Origin of the sequence: Microcoleus sp. Pol12B4 (assembly GCF_036701385.1) — a bacterium.
Lineage (GTDB): Bacteria > Cyanobacteriota > Cyanobacteriia > Cyanobacteriales > Microcoleaceae > Microcoleus.
Window position 1 is genome coordinate 1 of the sequence record NZ_JAUBQR010000061.1, and the last position, 22,033, is coordinate 22,033.

Annotated in this window: 14 protein-coding genes; 4 read left to right on the forward strand and 10 right to left on the reverse strand. The window is 45.2% G+C overall.

Annotated elements, in window-relative coordinates; translation table 11 throughout:
• Positions 1-762 (forward strand): DUF58 domain-containing protein (locus QUA38_RS11075; protein ID WP_333161697.1); only part of this gene is annotated, 762 nt, incomplete at its 5' end.
• A 215-nt stretch (positions 763-977) separates the two neighbouring features.
• On the opposite strand, the gene minE is transcribed toward QUA38_RS11075, so the two are convergent.
• From minE to minC, 3 genes are all read right to left on the reverse strand, one after another.
• Positions 978-1,349 carry a cell division topological specificity factor MinE gene (minE, locus tag QUA38_RS11080; RefSeq protein WP_333161699.1) on the reverse strand — a complete coding sequence of 124 codons (372 nt, stop codon included), beginning with the start codon at positions 1,347-1,349 and terminating at the stop codon, positions 978-980.
• A 220-nt stretch (positions 1,350-1,569) separates the two neighbouring features.
• Entirely contained in the window at positions 1,570-2,376 is an 807-nt protein-coding gene (gene minD / locus QUA38_RS11085; protein WP_190737982.1) for a septum site-determining protein MinD, read from the reverse strand.
• Between the two features lie 424 nt (positions 2,377-2,800).
• Complete coding sequence (gene minC / locus QUA38_RS11090) at positions 2,801-3,604, reverse strand: septum site-determining protein MinC (RefSeq protein ID WP_333161701.1); 804 nt, start codon at positions 3,602-3,604, stop codon at positions 2,801-2,803.
• 426 nt (positions 3,605-4,030) lie between these two features.
• Here minC and QUA38_RS11095 point away from each other — a divergent pair, with 426 nt between their 5' ends.
• Positions 4,031-4,960 (forward strand): ADP-ribosylglycohydrolase family protein, encoded by a 930-nt coding sequence (locus QUA38_RS11095; protein ID WP_333161703.1) that lies wholly within the window; start codon positions 4,031-4,033, stop codon positions 4,958-4,960.
• Between the two features lie 241 nt (positions 4,961-5,201).
• Complete coding sequence (locus QUA38_RS11100) at positions 5,202-6,932, forward strand: NAD(P)H-quinone oxidoreductase subunit 4 (RefSeq protein WP_333161705.1); 1,731 nt, start codon at positions 5,202-5,204, stop codon at positions 6,930-6,932.
• 67 nt (positions 6,933-6,999) lie between these two features.
• Here the strand turns inward: QUA38_RS11100 and QUA38_RS11105 are convergent, their stop codons facing one another.
• The 4 genes from QUA38_RS11105 to QUA38_RS11120 all read right to left on the reverse strand — a co-directional run bounded on the left by QUA38_RS11105 (position 7,000) and on the right by QUA38_RS11120 (position 16,564).
• Positions 7,000-8,643, reverse strand: coding sequence for an NB-ARC domain-containing protein (locus tag QUA38_RS11105; protein ID WP_333161707.1), 1,644 nt, complete (start codon positions 8,641-8,643; stop codon positions 7,000-7,002).
• A 306-nt stretch (positions 8,644-8,949) separates the two neighbouring features.
• Complete coding sequence (locus tag QUA38_RS11110) at positions 8,950-10,914, reverse strand: ABC transporter ATP-binding protein/permease (protein ID WP_333161709.1); 1,965 nt, start codon at positions 10,912-10,914, stop codon at positions 8,950-8,952.
• A 220-nt stretch (positions 10,915-11,134) separates the two neighbouring features.
• Positions 11,135-11,974 (reverse strand): DUF1361 domain-containing protein, encoded by an 840-nt coding sequence (locus QUA38_RS11115; protein WP_333161711.1) that lies wholly within the window; start codon positions 11,972-11,974, stop codon positions 11,135-11,137.
• Positions 11,975-12,298: 324 nt separating this feature from the next.
• Entirely contained in the window at positions 12,299-16,564 is a 4,266-nt protein-coding gene (locus QUA38_RS11120) for a PAS domain S-box protein (protein ID WP_333161713.1), read from the reverse strand.
• A 452-nt stretch (positions 16,565-17,016) separates the two neighbouring features.
• On the opposite strand from QUA38_RS11120, the gene QUA38_RS11125 reads away from it, so the two are divergent.
• Positions 17,017-18,384, forward strand: a complete 1,368-nt coding sequence (locus QUA38_RS11125) for a TldD/PmbA family protein (RefSeq protein ID WP_333161715.1) — start codon at positions 17,017-17,019, stop codon at positions 18,382-18,384.
• A gap of 242 nt (positions 18,385-18,626) precedes the next feature.
• Here the strand turns inward: QUA38_RS11125 and QUA38_RS11130 are convergent, their stop codons facing one another.
• The 3 genes from QUA38_RS11130 to QUA38_RS11140 all read right to left on the reverse strand — a co-directional run bounded on the left by QUA38_RS11130 (position 18,627) and on the right by QUA38_RS11140 (position 22,023).
• Positions 18,627-20,018 carry an ATP-binding protein gene (locus QUA38_RS11130; protein ID WP_333161717.1) on the reverse strand — a complete coding sequence of 464 codons (1,392 nt, stop codon included), beginning with the start codon at positions 20,016-20,018 and terminating at the stop codon, positions 18,627-18,629.
• A gap of 157 nt (positions 20,019-20,175) precedes the next feature.
• Positions 20,176-21,513 carry a response regulator gene (locus tag QUA38_RS11135; RefSeq protein ID WP_333161719.1) on the reverse strand — a complete coding sequence of 446 codons (1,338 nt, stop codon included), beginning with the start codon at positions 21,511-21,513 and terminating at the stop codon, positions 20,176-20,178.
• Between the two features lie 147 nt (positions 21,514-21,660).
• On the reverse strand, positions 21,661-22,023 hold the full coding sequence (locus QUA38_RS11140; RefSeq protein WP_333161721.1) for a response regulator: 363 nt from the start codon (positions 22,021-22,023) through the stop codon (positions 21,661-21,663).
• Between the last annotated feature and the right edge of the window lie 10 nt (positions 22,024-22,033).

Genomic DNA, 22,033 nt, shown 5'->3' on the forward strand with positions numbered 1-22,033 from the left:
GTCCGGCAGCGCGGGGTCTATCGGTGGCAAGAGGTAAACTTGAGGACGGCGGCACCTTTAGGGTTGTTTTGGTGCCGACGCAGCCGCCCAGTCAAAGCGGTGGCGGTTGTGTATCCACAAGTTTTGCCCTTGAGCACTTGCCCTTTGATCGATCGCATCGGTCAAGAAGACAGCCCGCAATTTTACAATCGCAGTCGATCGCAAACTGCTACCGAAGGTCTCACCCGCAACCTGAGACCTTACCGCCACGGAGACCCCACCCGCCTAATTCACTGGCGCACCAGCGCCCGCTACGGAGAACTGCGGGTGAGAGAGTTAGAAGTTGCCGCAGGCGGTCAAGAAATTATTATTGCTCTCGACAGCGCTGCGGCGTGGCAGCCAGAAGAATTTGAACGAGCCGTCACAGTTGCTGCGTCTCTTTACTTCTATGCTAGCAAGCGCCTGTTAAACGTCAAACTTTGGACAGCCGGGACTGGACTCGTATCGGGGAACCGGGTAGTTTTGGAAACTTTAGCGGCGGTTAATGCTGGGGAAGATGCGGTTGAGAATAGGCCGAAACTGCCGATAATTTGGCTGACTCAAAACTCTGCAACTTTAAGCACTCTTTCCGTAGGCAGCCGCTGGGTTCTCTGGCCGTTGGCAACTGCTGAAGCAGGCGAAAAAATGTTAGTCAAACATGAGTTACCCGGTTTAGAAATTCGCTCCGGCCGACCCTTAGAACTTCAGTTACAAGATCCTCTGGAAAGAGCGATTAGTTATTAAAACAGTCCCCGCAAGCTTTTCTGCAAAGAGCGATTAGTTATAAAGATTAACTTGATGAGTTTTTAGGTATCAGAAACTTTTTCTCTTTTGAATCACATATTTTGGGCGGCCTAAGAGTGCCCACCACAATATTTTAATTCTAGAGAGATAGTTTAATTTAAATGGCGATCGGCTCGAATCGAACTCTTTGCGTGACAATAAAATCTCAATCCCTATCACTCTATAGTGTCGGGGAGAATTTCGACTACATACTCCGGTACATATTCGGGTCGATTTTCGGATCGATTCGGAGGCACATTCTGGGGAACCTTCTCCGGTGGATGTTCGTGCCTGACTCGCCGGATCGGGAGATTGGCAATTAGTGCTGTGGCCCGCTGGTCGCTCTCCAGCGAGAACTCAGACCCGGTGGTATCGATTTCCACGTAGCGAGATACCACCTCTAGAATTTCTCGGCGCATCGACTCAACCATTTCTGGGCTGAGTTCTGAGCGGTCGTGGGCTAGAACCAGTTTGAGGCGCCGTTTTACCTCGTCGCGGCTGTTGTCAGGGGTGCGCGGGAAAAGTCGTTCGAGAAGTGTATAAATCATGGGTACGGCTGGTTTGTCAAGGGTTAGGCATAGAAAAGGTCATACCATTTTCGATTTTCGATTTTCGATTTTCGATTGGGAAACCACTGAGTCCCGTCTGGTTTGGAGCGGGTCTACAGCTTCATTCTTTTGGGGAACTGGTGTCACTGGGAGAAAATTGGGGGTAGTTTTTGTGATGCGGTCGCTGCTTTTAAAGATCGATCGCCAATATTGCAGCACATCACATAATTTTAGTATTTAAGAACTTGCGGAGGCGAGTAAAAAAGTTTTCCCGACGGGGATTGAGATCTAGAAAATCAACTTTTTCGCCTTCTAAGCGGCGGGCAATATTGTCGAAGGCAGTTCCAGCTAAAGAGGCCGTTTCCGACAATACTAATGGTTCGCCTCGGTTGGTGGAAACGATGACGCGCTCGTCGTCGGGAACGACGCCTAACAGCGAAATGGCGAGGATTTCCCGCACGTCTTGCACCGACATCATATCATTTGCCAGCACCATTGCGGGCCTGATCCGGTTGACGATTAGGTTGATTTTCTTGACGTTGTTGGCTTCCAGCAGACCGATGACTCGATCGGCATCGCGGACAGCAGCGATTTCGGGAGTGGTGACAATTATTCCTTCTTGAGCCGGCGCGATCGCATTTTGAAAACCTTGTTCAATTCCAGCAGGAGAGTCGATCAAAATATAGTCGTATTTTGCTCCCAACATCCCCACAAGCTGCTTCATTTGCTCAGCGCTGATGGCATCTTTCATCCGAGTTTGGGCAGCCGGCAACAGCACCAAGCGCGGCTGCCGCTTGTCTTTCACCAAAGCTTGCTCTAATCTGCACTCTCCAGCGAGAACTTCTAATGCCGTGTAAACAATCCGATTTTCTAAGCCCAGCAGCAAGTCTAAATTTCTGAGACCGAAATCGGCATCAATTACGGCAACGTTCCGCCCCCGCTTAGCTAAAGCCATGCCGAGATTGGCTGTGGAGGTGGTTTTTCCTACCCCGCCTTTCCCTGATGTAACAACAATAATGCGAGCCATAAGCGATTTTAGATTTATTGGGAATTGGTGATTGGGAATTAGTAATTGGTAATTGGGAATAGTAATGGGTAATTGGTAATGGGTAATTGATTTTATTCTTCGTTGATAATTAGCAATTATTCTTTGGTAATTAGGCAGCAATCTGTAATTCACTGAATAAGAGCAGATTCCACGTTTATGAAGGACACCCGCTTATCGCTCCCCCGCTGTAGAGGCACGGCGAAAGCCTTTGCCCCTACTTCATAAACTCGCAACTCTCCTTGTTTTATTAATTCTCTATGAATTTGCACTTAAATTTTAAATCGTCTTTTAGTGACTGATTTAGCCTAGGCAAAAATTATCAAGTGCAGGCTTAAAGAGAAATAGTATTACCAATTACTCACTACTAATTCCTAATTACCTATTACCAATTATCCATTATCGATTACTCATTACCCCCGACTAACTGCGATTTGTCAAAATCAGAGGCTCTACCGATCCGAATCCCTTGAGGCGTCACATAGGCGACTTCCGGGAAAAACTGAGCGGGTGAGGTTTCTGGGCCTCTGGCAACATACTTAGCAATCCTAATCACCATCGGTTCCATCTGCAAGGTCATAATCACGCTTTTGGTATTGCCACCGGCACCGGCGTGCACGACTCCCCGCAAACGGCCCCAAACTAGGATATCGCCTCCGGCGATGACTGATCCGCCTGGATTTACGTCTCCCAAAAGTACGACGGTACCCGGATGGCGAATTTCTACGCCCGAGCGCACTGTCATCTGCAAATATAAAGGTTCCGCCAGCGATTGCGGTTTTTGAGTGGCGGCTTTATTCAGGGAAGAAACCGGAGGCTGCTGTTCTACACAATAACCTGCCGTAGCTGCGGCAACGGCGGTTTGGCGGCGACTGGTGTGGACTCGTTTGAGTTGCAGTTCCACTTCGGCTAGCGCATCAGCGATTTCTTGCAGTTGGCGGATATCTAAAAGTCGATCGCTCCCCATCAATTGTACTTCTGCGTTTGGCTGCCAAAAGCGTTCTCCTGCATTCAGCCTGACTTTTAGCTGCTGCCAAAGTTCAGTCCAAGTCGAGGCGGAGGCTGTTGCGGGTTCGTTATTGGTTTCGGGGGGGAGTAGCAACAGTAGCTGTCCATCTTCGGTTTTGAGTCGGACTTGCAGCTCCAAGCTGACTTCGGGTGTTGATTGAGGGGCGGCAGCAGCGGCTGCGGCGGAGGCATCGGGTGTCATGGGACAGTTTGATATCGGGTAGGGACAGGTTAACATCAATATTAGCCTGACTCGTCTTTTGCCTCAGCATTTGGGGTGAAAAGTCTTGTTTTTTTATTTTTAACGACAGCTAGGGCAATTCTCTTTCGCTTGTGAACAAGATTTTGTTTTAATGAACCACAGAGGGCGCAGAGGGTACAGAGAAAGAGAATTAAGAGTTCAGAAGAGAGAATGAGAGAAGTTCACAAATTTGGTATCTATTGTGAACGATATTTTGTTTTAATGAACTGCAGAGGGCGCTGTTGACACAGAGAAAGAAAATTAAGAGAAGAGATAAAGAGAGAACTTGACAAGTTGGGCATCGATTGTTATACACGCAGATAAGATGCAGATAGAAAGAATTTTGAAGGCTCTAGCCCTTACTAATTATTAATTGTCAATTACGTTATGCAGCACATAGAACATTATCGCGGCAGTCTTCTCGGTTTAGCAGTTGGCGATGCTCTCGGAACAACTTTAGAGTTCTGTCGCCCTGGAACGTTTGCGCCTATTAACGATATGGTGGGCGGCGGCCCGTTTCGATTGCAACCGGGCGAGTGGACGGACGATACTTCGATGGCGCTTTGTTTTGCTGAAAGTTTGATTGAGAAAGAAGGTTTCGATCCAGTCCATCAGTTAGAAACATATTTGCGGTGGTGGCGAGAGGGACATTTGAGCAGCACTGGTGAATGTTTTGATATTGGCAATACGGTTCAACAAGCACTTTGGAAGTTTGAAGATACAAGAAAACCTTACTGCGGTTCTACCGATGCTGGGACTGCTGGAAATGGTTCGATTATGCGCTTGGCTCCGGTGCCTTTGTTTTATGCTACAAATCCTTTGGAAGTCATAGAAAAATCAGGAGAAAGTTCGAGAACTACTCACGCTGCTGCTACTTGTGTAGATGCTTGCCGTTATTTTGGTGCTTTAATTGCGGGGACTGTGAATGGAGTTGCTAAAGATGTGTTGCTTTCGGAAAGATATTGTCCGATTTCGGGATATTGGGCAGAAAATCCCCTGGTAGCAGAGATTGATGAGATTGCGGCGGGTTCTTTTAAACGGCGACAACCTCCTGAAATCAAAGGTACTGGTTATGTTGTCAAGTCTTTGGAGGCGGCGCTTTGGGCATTTTACAACAGTTCTTCTTTTGCTGAAGGCTGTTTGTTGGCTGTGAATTTGGGCGACGACGCGGATACAACTGGTGCGGTTTACGGACAGTTGGCGGGGGCTTTTTACGGAGAATCTGGTATACCGGAAAAATGGCGATCGCAATTAGCGTATCTCCCTTTAATTGAAGCTTTTGCCGAACAACTCTTGACTTTATCTCGATCGATCTGAATGTTTACCACAGTTTGGCACTGCATGACAACAGGGTAAGCGGTCATCGGTAATTGTCAACCGCTAAGCAACAACTAAGGACTAAATAATTGAAAAACTTCTTGACTTTTGCAGCAAATTGTGTCTAGCTGATGTAGTCCCCATCTTTCTAAAAAAAAGATTAATTTACAAATCTTAATTTTTGATTAAATTTAGTATTATAATCTTGGTAACTTCCAACTAAGTATTTTTTCTCACTATCATGATAGCGGATCAATTTCCTTGGCTGACCGCAATTGTCATCCTACCCCTCGTAGCTTCCCTCGCCATCCCTTTTCTGCCCGATACAGACGGCAAAACAGTTCGCTGGTATGCCCTAGGCGTAGGCATTGCAGATTTTGTATTAATGTGCTGGGTGTTTTGGACACATTACGATCCAAGCATCTCTAGTTTCCAAATCGTAGAACAATATTCCTGGATACCTTCTTTAGGTCTCAACTGGTCTGTTTCCGTTGACGGACTATCAGTTCCGCTGGTACTGTTGGCGGGATTGGTGACGACTCTATCTATTTTTGCTGCCTGGGAAGTCGATCGCAAGCCACGACTCTTCTACTTCCTGATGCTGGTGATGTACTCGGCACAAATAGGAGTTTTCGTCGCCCAAGACATCATGCTGCTGTTCATTGTCTGGGAATTAGAACTAATTCCGGTGTACCTCCTCATCTCGATTTGGGGCGGACAAAACCGCCGCTACGCAGCTACCAAATTCTTGATTTATACCGCAGGCGCTTCCATCTTTATTTTGATAGCTGCCTTAGCAATGGCATTCTACGGCGGAGGCACCCCCACGTTCGACATGGTAGAACTTGGCTTGAAGGACTACCCACTAGGTTTAGAATTACTGCTTTATGCGGGATTGCTGATTGCCTTCGGTGTGAAACTGGCTATTTTCCCCTTCCACACTTGGCTACCTGATGCCCACGGTGAAGCATCTTCTCCCGTGTCGATGATTCTGGCCGGCGTATTGCTGAAAATGGGCGGATACGGACTGATTCGCCTGAATTTGGAACTTCTTCCCCAAGCACACGTTTACTTTGCACCGATTATGGCGGTGCTCGGCGTGGTCAACATTATCTACGGCGCGCTGAATTCCTTCGGCCAATCGAACATGAAGCGCCGCCTAGCGAATTCGTCGATTTCTCACATGGGATTCGTGTTGTTGGGTATTGCTTCCTTTACGGATTTGGGAATCAACGGGGCGCTGTTGCAAATGATTTCCCACGGTTTAATCGCCTCAGTATTGTTTTTCCTGGCTGGCGTTACTTACGATCGCACCCATACAATGATCATGGACGAGATGGGCGAGATTGGAAAAGTCATGCCGAAAGTGTTTGCCTTGTTTACCGCAGGCGCGATGGCATCCTTGGCACTCCCCGGCATGAGCGGTTTTGCTAGCGAATTGTCCGTGTTTGTGGGCGTCGCAACTAGCGATATGTACAGCGGTTCTTTCCGCGCGGTGACAGTGTTCCTGGCGGCAGTAGGACTGATTTTGACGCCGATTTATTTGCTCTCGATGCTGCGACAGTTATTTTACAACTGTGGGACACTAGCGGCTTGCGACCTTGAGGATCTAAATTTGCAGAATCAGAGAAACAATCTGGATGAAGCGGTTTGTTTTGGTAATAGTTGCGTTTTGCCTGGTGATGCACCGTTTATTGATGCTAAACCTCGGGAAGTGGCGATCGCCTTTTGCTTTTTGATACCGATTGTCGGCATTGGTTTTTATCCCAACATGGCGATGCAAGTCTACGATGCCAAGACTGTCGCAGTCAACGCAGAAGTCCGCCAATCTTACATCGAAATTGCTCAACAAAATCCTCGGATTTATGCGAATCAAATTTTGGTTCCCAAAATTGCTCAAGCTCAAAAAGCACCGACTTTGGGCAAAATTAGAGGGTCTGAATCTGCATCGGTTTTTGGCATTGTCAAATAATTTTATCGAGCTCTATTTGTGTTGAAAATTGGGCGATCGCTTTTGTCAAAGGGCGATCGCTTTTTTCTTATCGCTGAATTTCTGAAATAATCTGCGCCAGATTCTCCCTAGCATATCCCAGCTCAAGCATCGATTTATCCTCAAGATCAGAGGCAACTTTCTTCAATATATTTAGCGCTTCTTCTGAGCCTGTCGTTTTCACAAACAGCACTTGCAAGCGATTTTTTACTAATCCTAAAATAGAGCTAATTGGCTCGCCTTTATTCCCTTTCTGTTTAGCAATGTTGATACTCAATTTGTGAGTCTTCAACAGTCGCATTCTTTCTCTTCCTTGGGTCTTAACCGTCTCCAAAACCTCCGCTCGAATCTGATCGACTAATCGGTCGGCCACATATTGCACGATCAAAGGCTGAAGCATAAAAACAGTTTCCCCACCCTCACTGATTTTGTCAATCAGCGAGCGACGACCCAGAGAATCGAGATTTTTAAGCAAATCTGAAAGCGATGAATTGACCAACATCTGCTCTCGCAAAGTCGCCAGAGAAACCGGGTTTTGAGCAATAGCAATCCAGTAGGCAATATCTTGTTCTGAACTCGACATTCGGTCGAACTGTTGCGCCAGCAAATTGCTGATATGTTCTTCAATAAATAACGCCGTTGCTTCCAAAAGCTTTAAAACATTTCCCTCGAAAAACTCGTTAATTGTTGTCGCTACAATCTTTAATGCTAACAGATTGCCTCCGTAGCGGGATAACAAGATTTCCAACTCTTGATCTTGAGGCGACAAACCTTTTTCTTGGAATATTTCCCGCGCTATTTCCGAGGAAATAGCAGGTTTTAAAGACCGCACTTTTTCTCCCGCCAGCAAAGCCAGTTCCGTAGGCTCTTCCGAACTAACTAGCAGTAAACAGCTATTGTGATTGACCTCACACAGCCGCACGATTAAATCTCGATATCCTTCGTAGCCTTCCCGGTAGTGTCCCGCTAATTCTTCGGGTCTGAGAACCGCTTCAAAATCGTCTAAAATTACCAGACAGCGGTGTTTCCGCAGATACTCGACCAATCGCGAAATTTTGCTGTTGAGGTCGATCCTCTTCGAGGGATCGGCTAACGGTACATCGGGTTTTTGTGGATTAGAAAAAAGTTGAATTAAGCTCCCTAGGAAGTCGGATGGTGCTGGTGTCGATCGCAGCGATCGCCAAATCACAAAATCAAACTCATTCTGTACCTGTTTTGCCAACTGCACCGACAGAGTTGTTTTACCACTACCAGCCAAACCCAGCAGCGCTACCAGGCGACAATTATCTGATACAATCCACTGCTTTAAAGTAGTTAATTCTTCAGTCCGTCCGTAAAAAACCGAAACATCCGGTGCTTGCCCCCAATCTTCCTGTCGCTGTCCAATCGCCATCTTCAATAGAGAGCCTTTACCTCGACTAAAATCGCTCGTTCCCTGATCGGTGTGGTATGAAAACAGCAACTGATGCCTCAATTCCGAAAGCTTTCCAGGGCCGTTCCCCCCGATCTGAAACTTTTTGTAAACTTCGCCGAGTCTTTTGCGAACGGCGATGTCGCTAATGCCAAGCTTGGTTGCAATTGTCGCCGTAGATTGACCGTCGAGAGCCATAAAGACTGTTTCTAACTCGGCATCTGTGACGCCGCGCTCCTTAGCGATCGTTTGCACAAAGCTTTGAGGAATCGGAGTAGTCAAGGTAAGAATCTCGCCTATACTAAAAATCTATCTTCCATTATATTCTGTGAGTTCTCGCGGGCGAGCAGTTAAATCGAATCCGTCAAAGTTCAGCTTGCTTTTTGTTTGGACAGTTTTAGATATTTATACCAATTATCGATCGTGATACCACTTCAAAAAAAGAATACAACTTTAGTAGAACGTATTATAGGGTTGGTGGAGCCGCGGCGATTCCTCTGTAGAACCCAACTATAAATCTTCAACCGCGCCTCCACCCACCGCGCACTCACAACCGGTAAATGTACAATCCCTGAAAGCAGTGCTGTATCAGCTAAAAACCTTCGTACTAGCGTGGTATTCTTCCGTCGAAACCAGTCGCCAACCCCCATCGCCCAAAAGTTCCAAAACCTGCTGGTGATATTGCAACAAACTCATTCTGTGACCGACACTCACAAAAGTAGTTTTAGTGGCTTGCAACTGCTCGTATAAATGTTGCTCGTTCTTCAAATCCAAAGCACTTGTCGCCTCATCCAAAATAGTATATCGCGGTTCCGTCAATAACAATCTAGCAAAAGCTAAACGCTGCTGTTCTCCCAGCGACAAAATCTCACCCCAATCTAAATCCGCATCAAAGCCGCCCAATCTTTCCGGCAAATCTGCTAAGTTTACGGATGCCAAAACGCGACGCAATTTTTCCTCATCAACCTCACTGCTGGTGTTGGGATACAGAAGTTGCGATCGTAAACTACCCAAAATCATATAAGGACGCTGCGGCAAAAACAGCATTTCCCCCAATTCCGGCCGCGCCAAACGGCCCGTTCCCGATTCCCACAAACCCGCAATTGCCCGCAGCAAAGAACTCTTCCCAGCACCGCTTTGGCCGACAATTAACAGTCCTTCACCCGGCTGCACTGCTACCGACAAATCGCTAATTAAAGTCTTTTGATGCTTGGGAGTATCTAAAGTAACGTGTTCCAGTGTCAATTGCGAACTTATAACTGTATCGATTGTTCTGAAGTCTAGTTGTACAGCAGTTTTTTTATTTTTTATAGAGTCATTAAACGTGGCTAAACGATTAATTCCCGCTGCAAACAAACTCAAGCTTTCAATCCTATATACCACCAAAGAAAAGGCATCGGAAACCTGACGGAAAGCAAATTCAGCTTGAGTAATATCACCGTATCTGATGTCACCTGCAAAGTAGATAGAAGCCAGGAATAAAGAAGGGATAATATAAGTTGCATATCTATAGCCAACTCTAAAATATCCGAGATTTCGCTGCCAACCAATTAGCAAATTAAAGTTCCGAACAGCTTGTAAGAAGCGCTTTTTGACCTGAAGAGATTCCTGTGCTTCTCCCCGGTAAAAAGCAATAGATTCTGCATTGTCCCGAATGTGAACCAATCCATAGCGAAAGTCAGCCTCTTTGGAGAGCTGATTGAAGTACAAAAATATCAACCTTTTGCCAAAAACCACCATGACTGTCGTGCCAAAGACAGCATAAATAATGAGTCCGAGCGAAAGAGTTTTGGAAATAGACCAGAGAATTCCTGTAAAAGAAATAATATCGATAACTGCTCCCAATATCAGCAGCAAAAACTCTAAACTTGTGCTAGTGAAAGATTTGATATCTTCCGCAATCCGCTGGTCGGGATTGTCGATTTCCTTTTGAGAATTGATTTCGTAATAAGCGCGGTTTTGCAAATAACTACCTAGGAAACTATCAGTCATCCACTCTCGCCAGTACAATCCCAGTTTATCTTGGGTATATCCGTAAATAACAACTATCGGGGTACCGATAATAAAAACTCCAGCATAAACCCACATAAACCGCCAAAAAGTAATCTGATCTTTTTCAGCCAGCGCTGTCGTGAAAAAATTACTAATATAGCTAATGACTACGTTAATTCCGCTAACAGACAGCGACAAAAATAGCAGCAGAGCTAACATTATCCACTGCTTCCAGCGCGGTATCAACTTGCTTCTAAAAAAGACAAAAGCAGCCAGCGGGAGGATTAGCATTAAAGCAACGATCGCAATTGTTGGTGAGTAGATAATTTCTTTGATCAAAGTAGCTAAGCCAGCCGCAACCCCGTTAAAAGCCTCTGGAAAAAAGACTTGAGCAACCAAACTAATAACACTGACAGCCACAAACATCGCAGCGAACAGAAATATCAACAACAGCACTACTAATCCTAAAAAGATTCTGCCACCTCCCGGCTCTAAAGGATAAAAGTAAGGTTGAGCGATCGCAATAAATCTCTGCCACAACTGACGGTCAAATCGATTCATCTTTGCTGTTTACAAAACTACTTTGACTGTTCTAACATATCAAGCCTGGTGACAAAATGCAGCAGTAATTTATTTCGGAGTTTCGCGAAAATTTTGTCTCACCCACAGACGGAAACTTATTTTTCGAATTAACTGGTGGACATAAGAATCTTAGGAACTTACTTCAAGCTTTTAGATTCATCTGTTGAATCAATTATTTAATTTCAAATCTCAAATTGCTCTAGCTGGAAGAACTTGCGCTATCGCCGGCCAAGTCCGACTGCAATTTACTGCTGTAAAATCGTTGGCTAATTCCTAAAATTACTTGTTTCATTAGCCAATACAAAACAGCAATTACTACAAAAGTTACCGCCATGACTAAAATCGGACGCTTGCCTATCAAATCGTTCATTACTGTGTTAACTAGCGCATCGGGGTTAGTAAGAATGTCCCAAGTGTTGAAGCGGATAAATCGCCCTAAGTAAATGCCGATCGCCGAAAGTGCGTGTATAGTTATCTCCGTTGCCAGGATAAATTTACTCCAACCCTGCTGCTTTAAATAGTAACCCAAATTCATCACGGACAGCACGTAAGCTCCAAACCCCGCCAGCATAAATGCCAGATACTGCGGGATCAAAGCTAGAGTCACAATCCACACCGAGTTCCCCTCTTTAATCTGACGGATCAGGTGAATGATATCAGTTAAAACGTAGGGCGCATTAGGCAAAAATGCGATAAACCAGAAAAAACCGCCCCACCAGCGGAGAGAGCGAACTCCGCGCTGCTGCAGTACCCAGATCTCTACAGCCATGAGTGCCAGTGTAATAACGATCGCGCCCAAAACGTAAGTTTTACCCACATCTTGCACAATATGCTTCAGATAAGCCAAAACATGGCGCGTACTGGGCAAAAAAGTAGCGCCCAGGAGAAAGGCCGTACCCCACAGCAGCCAGGGCGATCGAGGTTTGCGGAACAGCCAAAAACTCAGGCCCAGCGGTACTAAAGCCAAAAACAAATTCCAAGACATCCACCGGACATTGTGTCCCATTGCTTGCAGCGCTTCCAGGATTAATCCCATCATGTCAATTTTTATACAATTAAAGGTTTGATACAGCACCGCTTCCTTAGCAGCTTCAATCTATTTTAGTCGTTAACTTGTAGGGTCCGTCACCTTATGGCTCCAAAGGCCACGCCTGAAAATCAGGAACTGCTAATACTTGTAGGGTGCCTCAGCTTATGACTCGACGCCCGCGCCTGAAAATCTCAACTCGACTGACGCATTCTACCACTGTGAATTGAATTCTAAAATCTAAAATCTAAAATCGACTGACTTACTCTACCACTGTGGATTGAATTCTAAAATCTAAAATCTAAAATCGACTGACGCACCCTACTATTCATGCACTTAGTCGATCGGAATCTCAATCTTAAAAGTCGTTCCGCATCCTATGGATGAAATACAGTCAATCTTACCCTTGTGCTTTTCCACCACAATCGAGTGCGCGATAGACATTCCCAGCCCCGTACCTTTTCCCACAGCTTTCGTAGTAAAAAACGGGTTAAAAATTCTATCAACTATCTCATCGCGAATGCCTGTACCGTTGTCCGAAATTTCTACCCTAAGAGTTTTCTGGGGAGTTACACCCGTGGAAATAGCAATCCGTCCACTCTTTGTCTCTGATTGTGGAACCGATAACTGGTGATATCGTTCTTCAATAGCATCAATTCCATTAGCAATAATATTCATAAATACCTGATTCAGTTGGCTCGCATAGCACTCCACAAGTGGCAGTTTTCCAAACTCCTTAATTACTTCAATTTCCGGGCGGCCGTCTCGACTCTTCAAGCGGTGCTGCAAAATTAACAAAGTACTCTCAATTCCCGCGTGAATATCAACCGGCTTCATTGCCGATTCGTCGAGGCGTGAGAAATTTCTGAGGGACAACACAATTTGCCGGATGCGCTCGCTTCCTACCTGCATTGAACCCATAATTTTTCTTAAATCCTCAGCCATGAAGCCCAACTCAATCTCTTCTATGTGAGCGAGAATTTTTGAATTAGGTTCGGGATACTCATGCTCGTAAATAGTCACCAGATCGAGTAACTGTTTTGTATACTCGTTGAGATAATCAATGTTAGCGTGAATGAAATTAACGGGATTATTAATTTCGTGAGCAATCCCTGCGACTAATTGCCCCAAAGAAGACATCTTTTCAGTTTGAATGAGCTGAGTTTGAGTAGAGCGCAATTCCAGCAGCGCTGACTCTAAATCTCGAGCTTTTTCTCTTTCTCGCGCCTCGCTTTGCCGCAGTGCTTCCTCTGCTTGCTTGCGAGTCGTAATATCCTGGGAAACTCCAATTATTACTTTAGCCTTACCGTCTGCACTCCTGCTAAAAATAGTATCCCGACTTTGCAGCCACAAAAATTGACCATCTGCTGCCCGCACCCGGTACTCTATTTCCCTAGTTTCGCCATCTTCAACTCCTGTAAAGCTGGCGTGATGTTTCCCGATTTTAGGGAAATCTTCCGGGTGTATTAACTGAGGCATTAGTGAGGAATCCATCGCTGTAATGTCATCGCTGCTATAGCCCAAAAGCTGCATTATTGAAGTATTAGTGTAGATATTTCGCTGTTTTTCCAAATCGTAGAGATACAAAATACCGGGAGTAGCATCGGCTACTTTTTTAATGAACTGTTGGCTTTCTTGCAAAGCTAACTCAGCTTGTTTGCGATCGGTAACATCAACGGTGATGCCGTCCCAAAGAATATCGCCATTTTCTTTAGCTTCAGGACGCGAGTTTGTCTGAAACCAGCGAACCTTGCCCGAAGGCAGCACGAGCCGTCCTTCCCACTGCCAAGGCTGCAAAGTTTGCGCTGAAATAGCAACAGATTCGTAGTAATTTTGGCGGTCGTCGGGATGAACCAAATCTGTTAGCAAAGCCGAATTCTGCAGAATAGCTTCTGGTTCTAACTCAAACATTTCTAGGGAACCAGGACTCATGTAAGGAAAGCTAACAGAGCCATCTGCACGCAACAAACATTGATAAATGATTCCCGGCAAATTAGCAGATAGCTTTTGGAATCTTGCCTCACTTTCCCGCAGTGCTTCCTCTGCTTGTTTGCGCTCCGTAATGTCAGTAATTGAACCAACCATGCGACCTGCTTTTCCAGATGCGTCCCACAAAGCTTGTCCCCGACTCAATATCCATTTGTAGGTGCTGTTGTAGCACCACAATCGGTACTCGGTGATGTAATGCGGCGTTTTCTTGTTTAAATGGTCTTGGAGAGCTTGCATTACTAAGGTTAAATCGTCGGGATGCGTACCCCTATTCAATTCGCCAAAGTAATCGAGAGTTTGGCTGTGTTCGTATCCAGTTATTTCTTTAAATCGATCAGACAAGAATAGTTCCCCTGTTTGCAAGTTCCAATCCCAAATGCCGTCATTGTTGCCTTTGAGTGCTAACTGCCAGCGTTCTTCAGTTTGCATCAATTGAGCAGTTCTATCTTTGACTCTATTTTCTAGTTCTTGATTGAGATTTTTTAGACTTTCTTCTGCCTGGTTGCGTTCGATCGCAATTCCTGCTAAATTAATAATCGCTGCTATCAATTGCAACTCAAATTTTTGGGGGTAGCGCGGTTGGGGATAATACATTCCAAAAGTTCCCAAAACTTGACCCTGAGATGAGAAAATAGGAGTAGAAAAGCAAGCTCTCAGTCCAAAACTCAAGGCTAAATCTCGAAAATTTTTCCACAAAGGATCGCTGCCGATATCTGTAACGATTACCTGTTGGCGACTAAAAGCAGCAGTGCCGCAGGAACCGACATCCGGGCCGATAGCTATGCCATGAATAGCAGCATTGTAGCTGTCGGGCAAACTGGGCGCGGCTCCGTGAAGTAAATGTTCGCCATCTGGAGCTAGAAGCAATATCGAACCCATGACATCTCTAGATTGCTGCTCGATAATTTTAACTAAAGTATTTAAAGTCTCGCCAAGAGTTGCGCCCTTAGCAATCATTTCTAAAATTTGTTTCTGACCGGTTAACCAATTTTCAGCTTGCTTGCGCTCTGTAATGTCGCGGGCAACCCACAGAGCAGTTTTTTCTTTCAGGGGCGAAATGGTAGCGGCAAACCACTTTTGTATGCTGGCAATTTCCAGGTTATATTCAAAAGTACAGGTTTGATTTTTAGCTAGGGCGGTGCGAATTTGCTCAAGAAAAAATTCTCCTTTTTCTGGATCGAATAAATCGTTAATTTTTTTACCGGCAAATTCCGCCGTCTCCTTGTACAATAATTGGGGATTTGTCGGGGCAACTTTTAGGAACCGTCCCTCAATATCGAGCTCGAAAATTACGTCGTTCATGGCAGCGAACAAAGCTCGAAGTTCCGATTCCGAAGCTTGGAGGGCGATTTCAGCTTGTTTGCGATCGCTAATATCCGTCCCGATACAAAGCAGTCCTGCCAAATTTCCCTTCGCATCTAGTAAAGGTTTATTTGTCCACGCTATCCACACCTTTTCCCCTTTGCTGCGGATACTTTCATTTTCGTTTTGGAAGTATTTTTCCGGCTGTGCCAAACAGTCTCGAATCATTGCCGCGAGGTCACTTTCTGATAAATCTGTTTTGGGTATAATTGTGCCGATCGCACTTTTGCCGATGATTTCTGCTTCTGAATACCCGAAAAAAGTTTCAGCAAATTCGTTAAAAAAAGTAATTTTGCCTTCACTGTCTAACTGCACAATCATGCTGTTAGCATTTTCAACTAATTGCCGGTACTTAACTTCGCTCGAACGCAGTTTTGCACGGCCGTACACCCAGCTAAAAACTGCGACCCCGGTCAGAAGTGCCAGCAAGTCGCCTCCGAAGAGCAGCCACCCCCTAAACGGCGAATTCGCAGGCCATCCTCCCGCCGGAATTGCTGCCAACTGCCAGGAACCGTTGGGTAAAGTCACTTCCAGCAGCACGGGATTGTGTTGAAAAATTAACCCATCACCGAAAAACACAGGGCCGGATGCTCCCTTCCCGTCTTTGCCCCGCAGAGCGTATTCGAGCTTCGCTGAGGAGTTGTTGAGTCCTGCTTCCTCCATCAGGGAATTTTTATCGAGGATCAGACCTGTCAAGCCCCAGTAAACTCCTGTTTCAGCCTCGGCGCCGGAGGGTGTGAGAAAAATCGGCGATCGGCTGATGAACGTCTCGTCCCCCTCCAGTAATTTCACGGGCCCGGCAAGTAAAGTTTTTCTGGTTTGGATGACCTCTTTGACCATTTGTTGCTGTTCGGGTAGCGCCGTCAAGTCAACCCCGATCACCCCTTCATTGCCCTCCCGTGGGTAAATGTAAGCGACCGTCGTGCCTTTAACTAAAGTTATGGCGCGAATGCCGGCTTGCTCTGCCATCAGAATTCTCGCCGTCGCTGCAAACTCGGCTTCGGTGATGTTTGGGCTATTGGAAAGGTAAGCCCCCAAACCCCGCATCAAAAACAGGCGGGAATTCAAAGAGCCTTCCAGCTTAGAACGGACTGTGCTGAGCCGCTCGAGGGTGCTAGCGCGGTTGTACTGCAAAAACCGTCGCTGTTCCGATCGATCTAAAATGCCAACTCCGACCAAAATTGCTATTGATGCCGAAATAGCTGCTAAATACGGTGAAATTTGGAATTTTTTAACCTTAAAGTATTCCATCTGCCGGGGGTTAAGGTATTTTTTTACGTCTTTAGATAGATTTAGTTTAGTTTGATTTCTCTAAACAAACGCAAGCTTTCGAGGATACCCGGCTTTTCGCAAGCTAGCACGAGTTTTGGGTTTTCTAGGACGCCCGCCGAACGTGGGGGATCGGCTTGCCTCTAATTATCTATTCTGTGGACAAAGTTTTAAATCTCAAATCGACTGACCAAAAGTAATGTGGTCATAAGCCCCCGGATTCATTCCTTCGCAGGCTCAGGACGGGATCAATCTAAAATCTAAAATCTAAAATCTAAAATTGGTTGACTCGTCATTTACCGGGTAGGGCGCGCCATCTTCCCCCACGACAGCGGTGAGGGAGCGCGCCACCGAAAGACGGAAGTTATTAGCTAAAATAAGGTTAGCAATAATTTTTTTCAGCGCTACGGCTAATTATTCATAGGGGCAATTTGATGCAAGAACAGTTGATGGAAGCGATCGCACCTTACCGCGATCGCGTGGATTATCTGGAAGTTCGCCTCGAACAAAGCGAGTCAACTGCGATTAGTTTTCGCGGGCCTCAGTTAGATGCTGTCAACCGCAGTTTTAGTCTCGCTGGTGGCATCCGCGCCTGTCATAAAGGCGGCTGGAGCTTTGTAACTTTTAACGGTTTAGATGAGTTAAAAGACCGAATTGAAGAAGCTGTAGTGCAGTCTCGTTTGGTTGGACGCGAAAAAACTCTACTAGCAGATGTCACCCCGATTCAAGATTATGTAGCGGTGGAACTGGGCCGCGACCCGCGCTCTATTACTCTAGCCGAAAAGCGGAAATTGCTCGAATCTTACAATCAGTTGCTGTTAGATTATGACCCGCGAATTCAGACGACAATGGCAGGTTATAGCGACAGATTTGGGATTACTTATTTTGTGAATTCTCAAGGTACTTGCATCGCTCAAGAGCGCTTGGACGTGACCGGCCGTTTCGGGGCGATCGCCCGCGGCGAGGGCGGTGTCGTCCGCCAAGGGTTTGAGTCGATTCACTCGCGATCGGATTACGATGTGTTGACAAATATTGAAGATCGTGTTAAGAGTGCGGCCGTTCGAGCTGTGGGGCAACTAGAGGCAAAATCGGTAAAAGGCGGTCAGTATCCGGTGATTTTAGACCCTTATTTATCGGGGGTGTTTATTCACGAAGCTTTCGGGCATTTGTCGGAAGCAGACGGCATTTACGAAAACCCGAAAATGCAGGAATTGTTGACTTTGGGCAAGCCTGTGGCTATCGAACAATTGAATGTAATAGACGATGCAACTGTGCCGGGATTGCCGGGAACTTTGAAATACGACGACGAAGGCGTGCCGGCTCAGTGCAAGCATTTAATTAAAAATGGAGTTTTAGCTGCTCGGATGCACAATCGCGAGACTGCGGGCAAAATGGGCGAAAGTCCGACAGGAAATGCCCGGGCTCTGAGTGCTACTTTTATGCCTTTGGTGCGGATGACTAATACTGCGATCGAGTCTGGCGAACATTCTTTTAACGAAATGGTTGCCGACATTGACGAAGGAGTTTATGCAGTGCGGATGTTGGGAGGACAAACCAACGGCGAAATGTTTACTTTTGCGGCGGCTCAAGGGTTCATGATTCGCGACGGCAAATTGGCGGAACCGGTGAGCGATGTCACTTTAAGCGGCAATGTATTTCAGACTTTAAAGGATATTGAGTCTATAGGAAACGACTCGGTTTATGCCTACGGCGGTTGCGGTAAAAATGGCCAGAGCGGTTTGCCCGTAAGTGTCGGCGGCCCCCATCTCCGGATTAAAAATGTTGTAGTCGGAGGAAGGTAATCATTAGTCATTAATTATTAGTTCAAAACTTAGGCAACTGGCACATGGTGAAGGCGTCCTCACGCCTCACCATGTGCCAGTGCGGGATACTGACAAGTTCACAAACCACTGAAAATCTATTATTGAGGGCTTCACTGAGGTCGTTCGGTGTTTGGAGACTTCAGAAATTACAGAGAAATTGGGGAAGTGCGATCGCGATATAGATTCTACCAGCTTTACCCTAATTTTTTGTTTAATTCCCCTTAAGTTGCCTGCATCTGTAACCGAGCGCGTTGCCTAATGGGAATCTCAATCACAAATTCTGCACCTTCATCTGGCTGCGAAAAACACTTCAAATTTCCGCCGTGCTTCTCCACCACAATCTGATAGCTGATCGATAATCCCAAGCCAGTGCCATCACCCACTGGTTTAGTTGTGAAGAAAGGATTAAAAAGTCGATTTATTACATCGCCAGTCATCCCCGGTCCATTATCTTTAAAACTGATTCTTACCCACTCGCTATTGAGCATAGAAGTACCAATCGTAATCGTCCTAGGCTCGTTTTTAATGTGCTCAGGGCTGCCTTTTTTCTCATAGTGATTCAAGGCATAAATGGCATTGCTCAGGAAGTTCATAAATACCTGATTTAACTGACAGGCATAACATTCTATTTGTGGCAAATCTCCGTATTCTTGAATAACTTGAATAGCCGAAGAATTCGGCTTAGCCTTGAGCTGACTATGCAAAATTACTAGAGAGCTGTCGATTCCCTCGTGAATATTAACGGGTTTCATCTCAGCTTCGTCTAGGCGCGAGAAGTTCCGCAACGTCAGCACAATCTGACGGATACGTTCTGCCCCCAATTTCATCGAAGACAGCATTTTAGGCATATCCTCTTTGATAAATTCCAGCTCGATTTTCTCAATTAAAGCGTCGATCTCAGGGTATTTATGGGCATCGTGATCCTGGTAAAGCGTGATTAAACTCAATAGCTGATGAGTGTAATCATTGACATAATTTAAGTTGCCATAGATGAAGTTAACGGGATTATTAATTTCGTGGGCAATACCGGAAATTAGTTGTCCTAAGCTCGACATTTTCTCAGTCTGAATAAGCTGAGATTGGGTGCGCTGTAAATTTTGCAGTGCCAATTCTAGTTGGATGGCTTTTTCTCGCTCTCGCGCTTCCGATTGCCGCAATTTCTCCTCCCTTTCTTGGCGGGAGCGCTCGTTTTCCTTTAGTTGTTGCACATGGGACAATGTTTTGTTAATTGTAATTTCTAAATCCTGAAAATCTATAGGCTTCGTCAAAAAATCAAAGGCCCCACCGTTCATCGCCTTTCTGATATTTCCCAAGTCGCCATAGGCAGATATAACTACTGTTTGGACCAGAGTAACTAGCTCGTTAAGTTTCGCGAGCAAAGCCATACCATCCATGACTGGCATATTAATGTCTGTCAGTACAATATCTATATCCGGCTGTTCTAGCAACTTTGAAAGCGCTTCTACGCCATTATGTGCAAAAAAAACTTGGTATTCTCCTGTGCGGATCTTGGTTCTAAATTTTTGGGAAATTAAACATTCTAAATCTGGCTCGTCATCCACAAATAATATTTTAGCTGGCATATTGCCAGCCCTTTCGGTGGTAGGCGACATTTTTTGAACTCCTAGGAGTGATTAATTTATCCGATGAGTAATTTTGATATACTTTTATTTATATTATAAATTATTTCAGGAGTAATGAAAAGGCTGATTTCTACAATGGCAAACCGGATGGCTGGAATAGGCTCTGAGTTTGGTAGAAGTCGATTGATTAGCTAAGGTCGAGTGCCCCCCTAGTTTGTCTGATTGGAATTTCAATCCAGAACTCCGCTCCCTGCCTCTCCTCTGAAAAACACTTCAATGCGCCCCCATGCTTCTCCAGTACAATTTGGTAGCTGATATAGAGACCCAAACCAGTACCCTCACCTACAGGTTTAGTAGTAAAAAAGGGTTCAAAAATACGGTCTTTCACGTCGGCGGTCATTCCCGGCCCATTGTCCAGAATTTGAATGACGACACGGGAGTTTTCCTCTAGCAGAAAAGTGCGAATAGTAATGGCGAGCGGGCAAGCGCGGATGTCCTCTAGTGACCGTTGTTTGTTGTACTCCTTCAAAGCATCAATCGCATTAGAAAGGATGTTGATAAACACCTGGTTGAGTTCGGCAGCATAGCATTCGACTAAAGGCAGAGCGCTGTAGTCCTCTATCACTTGAATGTCTGGACGCGCTGCCCTTGTGTGAAGTCGATTCTGCAAAATCATCAGGCTGCTTTTTATCCCCTGGTGAATGTCAACAGGCTTTATGTGAGCTTCATCCAACCTTGAGAAGTTACGCAAAGACAAAACAATCTTCTGAATGCGGTCAACACCCCCTTTCATCGAAGCCATAATGTGGGGTAAATCTGCTATCAGAAATTCCAAATCTATGGCTTCGATTTCAGTTTGAATCTCCGAAGTGGGAGGAGTGTACTGCTGCTGATAGAGCTGGAGCAGGTGGAGTAGGTCTTGGATATAATCACTGACGTGGCTGATATTGCCATAGATAAAGTTGACGGGGTTATTGATTTCATGGGCAATCCCCGCCACCACTTGACCCAAAGAAGCCATTTTTGCAGTCTGAATTAGTTGAGCTTGGGTCTTTTTTAGGTCTTGCAGACTATAATGTAAATGCTCAGCTTGTTCTCTGGCCCAAGCTTCTGATTGCCGCAAATGCTGGTTTTCTTTTAACTGTTGCACCTCGCGCAGCGTTTTGTTGAGGGTAATTTCTAGATCCTGAAAATCTATCGGCTTGGTTAGAAAGTCAAAAGCACCGAAGTTCATCGCATTTCTTATATTTTTCAGGTCGTCATAGGCGGATATAACTATTGTTTTGAAGGGGAGGTTTATCTGATTAAGTTTAGAGAGTAAAGTTATGCCATCCATTTCCGGCATATTAAGATCGGTCACTACTATATCTATATCCGGGCGTTCTTTCAATTTTTCCAGCGCTTGTACGCCATTATGGGCAAAAAAAAGTTGCCATTCTTCAGCGCGGATTTGTTTTCTAAATTTCTGGGTAATCAGAGATTTTAAATCTGTTTCATCATCCACAAACATTATTTTTGCTGACATATTAATTTTATCGCCTAAAAAATCTAACAATCTACCGCTCTATAAGGGCAGAAGGAAAATGCAATCTAGCAATGTTTACTCAAGTGAGGAACTGCTTTTAATTAGCAATTACCAATTACCAATTACCCAATAGGTTTCCTTGTGAGTTTACTCCAAATTGATTATTTTATTTTTGAGTGTATCAAAATTAACAGGCTTAGTAATATAGTCATCAGCTCCATAAGCTATCGCGGTTTGGTAATTTCTCTCATCTCCATAAGCGGTAATCATAAAAACTTTTAGGTCAGGAAACTTTTCTTTAAGAATCCTGAGCAGTTCTAGCCCATTCATTCCGGGCATATTAATATCGGATAAAATCAAGACAATAGATGCCTTGTCCTGGTTTTCTAAGTAGTTCAAAGCTGCCTCTGCAGATAGGCAAAAATGAAATTGAATTTGCCCTGCTTTGATTTCTTTCCTAAATTTTTGCTTGAACAGTGACTGAATATCTTCCTCGTCGTCTACAACCATTACTTTCATT